Genomic DNA, 10258 nt, shown 5'->3' on the forward strand with positions numbered 1-10258 from the left:
GAGCACACATCATGTCGATCTACCCCGATTCCGTGCGGATCCCGTCCGCCGTCGCCGGCGCCTCGGTGCGTCGGCGGACCCTGCTGCGCCGCGCGGCCGCCGCCGGGCTGCTGGCCGGTCCGGCCGCCGGCCTGCTCTCCGCCTGCGCTGGCAGCGACCCCGGCACGGGTACGGAGACCGGCACCAAGAGCGCCGACAACCCGTTCGGTGTCGCCGACGACAGCAGCGTCGACGTCGTCGTGTTCAACGGCGGCCTCGGCGACGAGTACCCCGAGTTCGACAAGACGCTGTTCGTGGCCAAGCACGACAGCGTCACCGTCAACCTCAGCTCCACGCAGAAGATCAAGACCGAGCAGCAGCCGAAGTTCTCCACCACCCCGGCCGACCTGATCAACAACTCGGGTGCCGACCTGATGGCGATCGACACCCTGATCAACGAGGGCGCACTGACCGAGCTGACCCCGCTGCTGGACGCGCCGAGCTGGGACGACCCGGCCGTCAAGGTCCGCGACACGTTGCTGCCCGGCACCGTCGACGACGGTACGTTCGACGGCGAGTTCTTCCAGCTCAACTACGCGTACACGGTCTTCGGTCTGTGGTTCGACCAGGCGTTGTTCGACCGCAACGGGTGGGCGGTGCCGACCAGCTTCGACGAGTTCTTCACCCTTGCGCCGAAGATCAAGGCGGCGGGTGTCGCGCCGTTCGCCTTCGCCGGCAAGTACCCGTACTACATGCGCTGGCCGATCATGACCTGGATCTGGCTGGCCGGTGGCCGGCAGGCGGTCGTCGACATCGACAACCTGAAGGAGGGTGCCTGGCAGACCGACGCGGTCACCGCCGCGATGAGCGCCGTCGAGAAGATGGTCGCCGACGGTTACACCCTCACCGGCAGCGACACCCTGACCCACACCGAGTCGCAGCAGGCCTGGCTGGACGGCAAGGCGGCGTTCCTGCCCTGCGGCACCTGGCTGGAGAACGAGATGCGGGCCACCATCCCGGGCGGCTTCCAGATGAAGATCGCCCCGGTGTGGAGCGTCGGCGCCGACGACGCCGCCCCGTACGGCACCGTGCAGGCCGGCTCCGGTGAAGGCTGGATCGTGCCGAAGAAGGCTGCCAACGCCCCCGGCGGCATGGAGTTCCTGCGGGCCATGCTCTCCAAGGAGGGCGCCGGCAAGTTCGCCGAGCTGACCAGCTCGCTCGCCTCGGTCAAGGGCTCCGGCGACAACGTCACCACCTCCACCGCGTTGACCTCGGCCAACGAGCTGATGACCAACGCCCCCGGCGACCTGGTCTCGTTCCGTCACCCCGACTGGTACGCCGACCTGGACAAGGTGGAGCAGAACGCGATCGGCGAGCTGATGGCCGGTCGGATGACCGCCAAGGAGTTCCAGGACACCCTGCAGCAGGCGGCCGACGAGATCGCGGCGGACGACGCGGTGAACAAGTTCACCCGGTCCTGAGCCGTCGCTCCGCTGACCCGATCGAGCAGAAGGTGACCTGACGATGCAGCACGGAAAGGCCCGGTTCGTGACGGGCTTCCTGGCACTGCCGGTGGCGCTGTACGTTTTCTACGTCGTCTGGCCGTACGCCCAGGCGGCCGGCTACTCGCTGACCAACTGGGGCGGCTACTCCGACACCCAGGAGTTCGTCGGGCTGGCCAACTACGTCCAGATGTTCGGCGACGAGCTGATCCGTACGGCGTTCTGGCACAACGTCTTCTTCCTGGTCACCCTGCCGTTGTTCACCATCGCGCTGGCCCTGTTCCTCGCCTTCCTGCTCAACGTGGGCGGGCGCGGGGACAGGGCCGGCGTGCGGGGGGTACGCGGCTCCGGCGTCTACAAGGTGATCTTCTTCTTCCCGCAGGTGCTGTCCCTGGTGCTGGTCGCCATCATGTGGGGCGCCATCTACCGGGGCGACAGCCAAGGGCTGCTCAACGGCATCCTGATCAGGATCGGTCTGGTCGACGCGGAGCAGCCGCTGAAGTTCGTCTCCGACCCGACGCCGTTCCTCGGTGTGCCGGCGGTGCTGTGGTGGCTGCTGCTGATCGCCGTCTGGGGCGGGGTGGGCTTCTACATGGTGCTGTTCTCCGCCGCCATGCAGTCGATCCCGAAGGACATCTTCGAGGCGGCGATGCTCGACGGGGCCAGCCGGGTGACCAGCTTCCTGCGGATCACCCTGCCGCTGCTGCGCGACAGCATCTCGGTCGCCTGGGTCTACCTCGGCTTCATCGCCCTGGACATGTACGCGCTGGTCTTCGTGATGACCCCCAACCAGGGCGGCCCCGACCACGCCAGCGAGGTGTTCGCCTCGGTCATCAACTTCACCGCCTTCAACAAGGGCCAGTTCGGCTACGCCTGCGCGATCGGGGTCGCGCTGGCCATCTTCACGCTGCTGCTCGCCGCAGTGCAGCTGCGGATCACCCGCCGTGAGCGGATCGAATTCTAGGGAGGGCCGCGCGATGAGCACTGTCACCAACCCACCGACCAGCGCGGCCAGCCCGCCGCCACCACCTCCACCGGCGGCCGCCGGCGGTCGGCGTACCGCCCGGGCGCGGCCGCCCCGGCGGGCCGGCGCGGTCAGCGACTCCTTCTTCAACGGCTTCTCCCACCTGTTCCTGCTGATCTGGGGCGCGATGGTGGTGCTGCCGCTGCTGTGGGTGGTGATGTCGTCGTTCAAGGACGACGCGCAGATCATCCGGGAGCCGCTGTCGCTGATCCCGGACCAGCTGCACTGGGAGAACTTCGCCCGGGCCTGGGTCGACGGCGGCATCGGCGACTTCTTCGTCAACACCATCCTCATCGTCGGCGGCGGGGTCTTCCTGACCATGCTGCTCGGTTCGATGGCCGCCTACGTGCTGGCCCGGTACGAGTTCCCCGGCAACCGGGTCATCTACTACATGTTCCTGTCCGGGCTGACCCTGCCGGTGTTCATGGCCGCGGTGCCGTTGTACAAGGGTGTCTACAACACCGGCGTGTTCATCCCACTGCTCGGCCCCAACAGCCACGTGATGCTGATCCTCGTCTACGTGGCCTGGTCGCTGGCGTTCACGGTCTTCTTCATGCACTCGTTCTTCAAGACGCTGCCGACCACGGTCGCCGAGGCGGCGATGGTGGACGGCGCCTCGCACAGCACGCTGTTCTTCCGGGTGATGCTGCCGATGTCGAAACCCGGGCTGATCAGCATCGGCATCTTCAACGTGATCGGCCAGTGGAACCAGTGGTACCTGCCGTACCTGCTGATGCAGCCCAACGGCGGTGAGGCGAAGAACCAGGTGATCGCCCAGGGGCTGATCGACCTGTCGGTGAACCAGGGCTACAAGTCCGACTGGTCGGGACTGTTCGCCGGGGTGACCATGGCGATGCTGCCGGTGCTGCTGGTCTACATCGCCTTCCAACGGCAGGTGCAGTCCGGCCTCACCGGCAGCGTCTCCAAGTAGGCGGCGTCTCCAGGCAGCCGCCGACGGTCAGTACACGTAGGTGACGTCGACCATGTGCGCGCCCCCGGTGCGCGGCGGCGACAACAGATAGGTGGTCGACGCGGGCACCCGGAAGTAGAACGTCCAGCTCTGCGACGCGGGCTGGTTGACGAACGCGGTGGTGACGCCGGACGCTCCGGGCAGCTTCGAGCAGCCGACCGGGATACACAGGTACGCCTCGACCCCTGAGTGGTTGCTCAGGCTGTACGACCAGTGCACGGTGGTGATCAGCGCGCCGGTCGGCGCGGTGCCGGACACCGTGCTGCTGGTGTACCACCAGTTCGTCTGGTACAGGACCCCGCCGATCGGGTTGCGCATGTAGTTGCTCACCGCCGCCTCGGCGGCATTCGCCGGCAACATGACGGCGATGATTGCGCTGAACGCGACGAGGGTACGGCGTAGTGCTTTCATAATTGTCCTCCCGGTGATTGAGACGGATCTCGAATCTAACCGGCTGATCGACCCTGAGAAATGTTTCACCATGTTCTCGACATGCGTATTTCTGCGTTCTTGACACATTTATTGATCATGTTCTTGGCTGGTGCCCGCAGACGTGGACACCAACCTGGTGTTCGCGGGTCTGATGCATGTGTGGCATCGCGATGCCACACATGCATCAGACCTGGAGAGCACATGCCCCAGGCCCGGAGGCGGGTTCGGCCGGGTCGCCGGCCGTCGCGCCGCCGACCAGGGCCGATGTTGTCGTATGCGGGGGCGACAATGGGCGGGTGCTGGTGGCGGTGGCGGCGGGTCCGAGCGGTGGCGGGGTACGCCGGCTGCTGCACGCCGACGGCCGGCCCGCCGGCCCGGTCGAGGCGGTGCCCGACCTGTCGGTACCCGAGCTGGCGGCGACCGCCGACCGGCCGCCACCGTCGCGCTGGCTGTGGGCGACGACCGCCGCGGCCTACCCAGCCCTGCTGCGGGCCGGCGTGCGGGTCGAGCGGTGCCACGACGCCGAGCTGACCGAGGCGCTGCTGCTCGGCTACGACGGACGCTGGGGCGAGCCCCGGTCGCTCGCCGCCGCGCACGCCCGGCTGACCGGCGCGCCGGTGCCACCCGACCCGCCCGCGCCGGGTGCCGCGCCACCCGGACACGGCCAGACCGCGTTGTTCGACGACGTGCCGGCCCCGGCGACGGTCGCCGACCCGATCGACGCGCTCACCCGGGTGTACGCCGACCAGCAGCGCCGCATCGCCGGCACCGCCCGGCCGGACCGGTTCCGGCTGCTGGTCGCCGCCGAGTCGGCCGGCGCGCTGGTCGCCGCCGAGATGGGTGCCGCCGGGCTGCCGTTGCGGGCCGACCTGCACGACGCGCTGCTCACCGAGCTGCTCGGCGCACCGTCACCGGTCGGCGGGCCGCCGCGTCGGCTGGCCGAGCTAGCCGGCCGGATCGCCGCCGCGTTCGGCGTCCGGCAGCTGCACGCCGACTCGCCGGCCGAGGTGCTGCGGGCCTTCGCCCGGGTCGGGATCAGCTTGCCGAACACCCGGGCCTGGGTGCTGCGCGGCGTGGACCATCCGGCCGTTCCGTTGCTCATCGAGTACAAGGAACTGCATCGGATCTGGATTGCGCACGGCTGGGCGTGGCGGCAGGCCTGGGTCCGCGACGGCCGGTTCCGCCCCGAGTACGTGCCGGGCGGGGTGGTGTCCGGCCGGTGGGCCACCCGGGGTGGCGGGGCGTTGCAGATCCCCAAGGCGGTGCGCCGGGCGGTGGTCGCCGACCCCGGCTGGTGTTTCGTGGTGGCCGACGCCGCCCAGCTGGAGCCCCGGGTGCTCGCCGCGATGTCCGGTGACCGCCGACTGGCCGCGGCTGGCGGCGCCGGTGACCTGTACGCCGCGCTGGCCCGCGACTCGTTCGGCGGTGACCGGGCCCGGGCGAAGGTGGCGCTGCTCGGTGCCATGTACGGGCAGACCGGCGGCGCCGCCGTGCCGGCCCTCGCCGTGCTGCGCCGCAGCTACCCGGTCGCATTCGAGTACCTGGAGGCGGCGGCCCGGACCGGTGAGACCGGTGGCCTGGTGCGCTCCTGGCTCGGCCGGACCTGTCCACCGTCCGACGTCGGCACCCCGGCCCGGGGGCGGTTCACCCGCAACTTTGTCGCCCAGGCGACCGCCGCCGAGTGGGCGCTGATCCTGCTGGCCACCGTCCGTCAGGCGATCGCCGGCACCGCCGCCGAGCTGGTCTTCTTCCAGCACGACGAGGTGGTGGTGCACTGCCCGGCGACGCAGGCGGCGGCGGTGGCCGCCGCCGTGCGGGAGTGCGCCGGCCGGGCCACCACGGTGCTGTTCGGCGACACCCCGGTCCGGGTGCCGCTCGAGGTGTCCACCGTCACCTGCTACGCGGACGCCACCTGATCGCCACCTGATCGTTGGGCCCGTTGTGCGTTCCATCGGATCGGGCAGCGTTTGGCGGGCGCTGTGACCGCCGGCCGGGCTGGACCGGCCGGGCAGACGTTGCGGGGGTGGCTCAGCTGAGTCGGATCGCGGGGATGATCATCGCGGCTGGTGGGGGTCGGCGGATCGGTGGGCCGGAGGCCCTGCTGTACTGCGGCGACCAACTGCTGGTCGAACGGGCGTTGCGGATCGTGGGGGAGACCGGCTGTGATCCGGTCGTGGTGGTCCTCGGCGCCGCCGCCGACCAGGTACGCGACACCGCCGACCTGACCGGTGCCACCGTGGTGGTCAACCGGGCCTGGGGCACCGGGCTCGGCTCGTCGCTGCGGGTCGGCCTGGACGCGTTGAAGGACAGCGACGCCGAGGCGGTGGTGGTGTTCCCGGTCAACATGCCGGGGATCACCGCCGACGCGCTGCGCCGGGTGACCGCGCTGCCGTACCCGGAGGTGCTGGTCTGCGCCACCTACGCCGGTATGCGCAGCTACCCTATGGTGTTCGGCCGGCGGCACTGGGCGGCGATCGCGACCCTGGCCAACGCCGACGGCGGTGCCCGGCCGTACCTGCTCGCGCACACCGGCGAGGTGATCGACATCTCCTGCGACGGGGTCGCCGAAGGTGGGCTGGTGGACACCCCGGAGTCGGTCGCGGCGTGGGGGTTGGCGGTGCCGGTGCAGCGCACCCCGGCGTGACCCGAGCCGACCGTACCCAGGGCCGCCCGGACCTGAGTCGACTCGCCCTGACCTGACTGGTGGCTCAGCTGTCGGTGAAGTGCCGGTGCACCGCCGGGACGGCCAGCCCGATGATGGCCAGCACCGACACGACGGTGAACACGCCGCGGAGCACGACCACCTCGAACTTGCCGCCGGCCCTGATGGAGTACCGGTCCGGCGGGCCGAACATCCGCCACATGCGCCGGCCGATCGGGATCGGCCACAGGATCGGTACGCCGGCCCGGGTGATCAGGTCACCGAGGATGTGGACGAAGCAGCCGACCCCCATCGCCAGGCCGAGCATCGGGTAGCCCCGGTCACCGGGCAGGTGCAGGTAGGTGAAGTAGGCGGCGCCGAGCGACAGCAGGGTGACGATCACCCAGCCGGCGCGTTTGGCCCACTCGTCGAACAGCCCCCGCAACGCCAGGCCGATCATGAAGAACAGGATGGCGATTACCGCCCACTTGCCGTACGCGGCGCACAGCGCGGTGGTGCCCCAACCGACCAGCACGGTGAATGGAATGGTGTGGGTGAGGGTCCGGTGCCCGTTCTTGCGGTTCGGATCCTTGCTGAGCTTCGTCGCGTGGTAGACGCCGAGGGAGATCTTCTCGATGACCTCGGCGACGAACAGCGACGCCACCCCGAAGGTCCGGGCGACGGTGGCGCCGCCCTGGTTGCGGGTGACCTTGCCGGACAGGTCCAGGTCCGGGAAGAGCGCGCCGCCGGCGCAGACGGCGGTGCCGACCGCGATCATCAGTGGCGACTGCTCGTAGCCGGCGAACTGGTCGAGCGCCCAGGAACCGGCGAGCCACACGGTGGCACCGGACAGCGCGTGGGACGGACCCATCATGGTCGAGCTTCCTCCAAGGTCAACTTCTCGGCGGAGGCAACTCTGTCAGATGGTGGTGGCACCGTCCACACCGGTACGGCGGTCAGAGCACCCGGGTGACGCCTTCGCTGTCCACCCTGGGGTCGAGCCGGTCCGGGTCCAGGTTGACGCAGAGCACCACACTCGCGCCGACGGCGAGCGGCGCGAGCAGCCAGAACAGCGGGTGCTCGTGCTGGCCGCCGTCGACCAGCACCCGGTCGCCGGCGGTGACGTCCTGCTGCGCGGCGATCTCCAACGCCAACGAGCCCCACTCGGCGTAGCTGGTCCCGTCCACGCTGGCCAGATCACCCGGCCGGACCAGCCCGTACGCCGGAGGCTGACCGGGGTACCGGCACGCCTCGGCGAGAAAGTCCCGGTAGCCCTCCGGCGGCGGGGTGCCCGCCGCGGCCCGGTTACCGATGTCGAGCATGAACCGGTGCCGCGCCCCGGGTACGTCCTCCAACCAGTCGTCGATCCGGCCGCGGGCGGCGAACACCGCGTCCAACGGCTCGTCGCCACCCGGCTCGATCACCGGCAGGCCGGCGGTGGCGGCCAGCCGGATCGACACCGATACCCCGATCGACCAGGCGCCCAGCAGGACGGCGGCGGTCTGCCAGTGTGGCGGCAGCAGGATCGCCGCCCGGTCGCCGGTGACCAGCCCGCAGCCGTCGCGCAGCACTGCTGCCGTGCGGGCCGCCCAGGCGCCCAGGGCGGTCGCGGAGAGTTCGGTCCGCTCGCCGGTGGCGTCGTCATAGCAGGTCAGCAGGGGCGTTGTCGGGTCGCCCGGGTAAATGCCCAGGCCGGGCGCGCTGGCGAGGGCGGAGGCGTCCATGCGTACTCCAGGGTGTGAATGATCGTCGCGGCCGACCCTACCGGGTCAGGGCGCCGGGGACCCGTAACCGTGCGGCCACGTCGCGCAGCCGGGGCCAGGTCGCGGCGGTGGTACCGGGCGCGCCGCCGCCGGCGGTCACCCGGCGCAGCATCCGGTCGGTCTCGTCCACGTCGAGCCGTCGCCTCGGGTCGCGGCGCAGCAGCCCGGCGAGCACCGGCCGCAGCGGCCCGGCCCGGGTCGCCGGGTCCGGTGGCGTGGTGGCCAGCGCGGTCAGCGTCGCCATCGGGGTCGACCGGGCGTACGGGGAACGGCCCTGGACGGCGGTGTACAAGGTGGCACCGAGCGACCACAGGTCGGCCGCCACGGTGGACACCCCGTCGCGGGCGCGTTCCGGCGCGATGTACTGCGGCGAGCCGATCACCATCCCGGTGCGGGTGATCGAGCCGTCGCCGTCCAGGGTGGCGAGTCCGAAGTCAGTCAGTACCACCCGGCCCCGGTCGCCGATCAGCACGTTGTGTGGCTTGACGTCGCGGTGCAGGACCCCGTGGCCGTGCGCGGCCCGCAGCGCGGCCAGCACCCGCCGGCCGATCGCCGCGACCCGGACCGGCGGCAGCGGGCCGTCCTCGGCGACGACCTGGTGCAGCGAGCGGGACCGGACGTACTCCATCACGATCAGCGGGCTGCCGGCGACGTGCCGTACGTCGTAGATGCGGACCACGTTCGGGTGGTTGAGCCGGGCGGCGCTGCGCGCCTCCCGTAGCGTCCGGCGGCGCAGCGCCTCGCGTTCGGCGTCGTTCATCCAGTCCGGGGGCAGCACCTCCTTGACCGCGACGTCGCGGTGCAGGACCTCGTCGCGGGCCAGCCAGACCCGTCCCATCCCGCCGCTGCCGACCGGACGTACGAGCCGGTAGCGGTCCGCGATCAGCTGCGGTCGCACGATCACCGTCTCCCATCGTCAGCCCACGACTGCATACAGTAGTTGTGGGCTGACAATGCCGGATCAGCTGGAGAAGTGGCGACCATCAGCCGTTTCGCTGCGCCGGGTGACCTAACAGCCGAGGACGCCAACGAGCAGCCGAGTGTGTCGACCGGCAGCTGAAGCCGCCTACGAGACGGCGCCGCCGACCGCCGCGAGCAGGTTGCCGTCCGGCACGACGAGCTTGCCCGCCCCGCCGGCCAGCTGAGCGGCCGCCCGCCGGGTGTTGAAGCCCGGCGCCTCGCGCACGGCGGCGGCGTACGTGGCGGCGGTCTGCGCCGCGATCGTCGCCCAGCCGTACCGCCGGGTCACCAGCTGCCGGGCCGACCGGGCCACCCGCCGGGCGAACAGCTCGTCGGAGAGCAGCGTGTGCACCGCCTGGGCCAGCCCGTGCGGATCCTGTGGCCGGAACGTCGTACCGGTCACGCCGGGCTCGACGATCTCGGCGAGTCCGCCGGTGGCCGACACCGCCAGCGGCGCGCCGGCCGCCGCCGCCTCCAGCGCCACCATGCCGAACGGCTCGTAGAGGCTCGGCACCACGGTGGCGTCGGTCGCGCCCAGCACCGCCGGCAGCTGCGACTCGGTCATGAACCCGGCGAAGTCGATCAGGTCGGCGACGCCGAGCCGCTCGGCCTGTGCCTGCAGCTCACCCCGGTACGGCCCGTCGCCGGCGACGATCACCCGCAGCCCGGGATGGCGCTGGCGCAGCCACGGCAGCGCGGCGATCAGGTGCTGGACGCCCTTTTCGTAGACCAGCCGACCGGCGAAACCGATCAGCGGCCCGTCGGCGGCGTACCGCTCGCGGGCCGCCGCCACCGCCCGCGTCGACGAGCGCCACACCCGGTCGTTCACCCCGTTGGCGATCACGTCCACCCGCGACGCCGGCAGCTCCAGCAGGTGGCTGACCTCCCAGCGCATGTAGCCGGAGCAGGTGATCACCCGGCAGGACTCGTGGCCGAGCCAGTGTTCGATGGAGTGGATGGACTTGTTCATCTCGTCGGGGAGCCAGC

The 10258-nt window shown here is 71.0% G+C and carries 9 protein-coding genes and 1 pseudogene; 5 read left to right on the forward strand and 5 right to left on the reverse strand.

From position 1 onward, the window contains the following. Window positions 1–11 precede the first annotated feature (11 nt). From ngcE to ACFHWT_RS28335, 3 genes are read left to right on the forward strand one after another with little or no spacing between them, the layout of a single operon-like run. The gene (gene ngcE, locus ACFHWT_RS28325) at window positions 12–1460 is read left to right on the forward strand and encodes an N-acetylglucosamine/diacetylchitobiose ABC transporter substrate-binding protein (protein WP_416597728.1); all 1449 of its coding nucleotides are present in this window, start codon (window positions 12–14) and stop codon (window positions 1458–1460) included. Between the two features lie 43 nt (window positions 1461–1503). Continuing rightward, entirely contained in the window at window positions 1504–2445 is a 942-nt protein-coding gene (locus ACFHWT_RS28330; RefSeq protein ID WP_278169748.1) for a carbohydrate ABC transporter permease, read from the forward strand. Between the two features lie 13 nt (window positions 2446–2458). After that, window positions 2459–3436, forward strand: coding sequence for a carbohydrate ABC transporter permease (locus ACFHWT_RS28335; protein WP_416597729.1), 978 nt, complete (start codon window positions 2459–2461; stop codon window positions 3434–3436). Window positions 3437–3463: 27 nt separating this feature from the next. On the opposite strand, the gene ACFHWT_RS28340 is transcribed toward ACFHWT_RS28335, so the two are convergent. Beyond that, entirely contained in the window at window positions 3464–3886 is a 423-nt protein-coding gene (locus ACFHWT_RS28340; RefSeq protein ID WP_416597730.1) for a flagellar protein FlhE, read from the reverse strand. 317 nt (window positions 3887–4203) lie between these two features. Between ACFHWT_RS28340 and ACFHWT_RS28345 the strand changes: the two genes are divergently transcribed. Beyond that, window positions 4204–5823, forward strand: coding sequence for a bifunctional 3'-5' exonuclease/DNA polymerase (locus ACFHWT_RS28345; protein WP_416597731.1), 1620 nt, complete (start codon window positions 4204–4206; stop codon window positions 5821–5823). A 134-nt stretch (window positions 5824–5957) separates the two neighbouring features. Continuing rightward, window positions 5958–6551, forward strand: a complete 594-nt coding sequence (locus ACFHWT_RS28350) for a nucleotidyltransferase family protein (RefSeq protein WP_416597735.1) — start codon at window positions 5958–5960, stop codon at window positions 6549–6551. A 64-nt stretch (window positions 6552–6615) separates the two neighbouring features. On the opposite strand, the gene ACFHWT_RS28355 is transcribed toward ACFHWT_RS28350, so the two are convergent. The 4 genes and pseudogenes from ACFHWT_RS28355 to ACFHWT_RS28370 form a co-directional block, all read right to left on the reverse strand. Next, window positions 6616–7422: a metal-dependent hydrolase gene (locus ACFHWT_RS28355; RefSeq protein WP_416597732.1), complete on the reverse strand. Its 807-nt coding sequence runs from the start codon at window positions 7420–7422 to the stop codon at window positions 6616–6618. An 82-nt stretch (window positions 7423–7504) separates the two neighbouring features. Further along, entirely contained in the window at window positions 7505–8272 is a 768-nt protein-coding gene (locus ACFHWT_RS28360; protein ID WP_416597733.1) for a TIGR03089 family protein, read from the reverse strand. 124 nt (window positions 8273–8396) lie between these two features. After that, a pseudogene (locus ACFHWT_RS28365) lies at window positions 8397–9149 on the reverse strand (serine/threonine-protein kinase); the annotation flags it as partial. 228 nt (window positions 9150–9377) lie between these two features. Continuing rightward, window positions 9378–10258 (reverse strand): glycosyltransferase family 4 protein (locus ACFHWT_RS28370; RefSeq protein WP_416597734.1); only part of this gene is annotated, 881 nt, incomplete at its 5' end.

The sequence above is a fragment of the Micromonospora sp. LOL_021 genome, from assembly GCF_048060215.1.
Lineage (GTDB): Bacteria > Actinomycetota > Actinomycetes > Mycobacteriales > Micromonosporaceae > Micromonospora_E.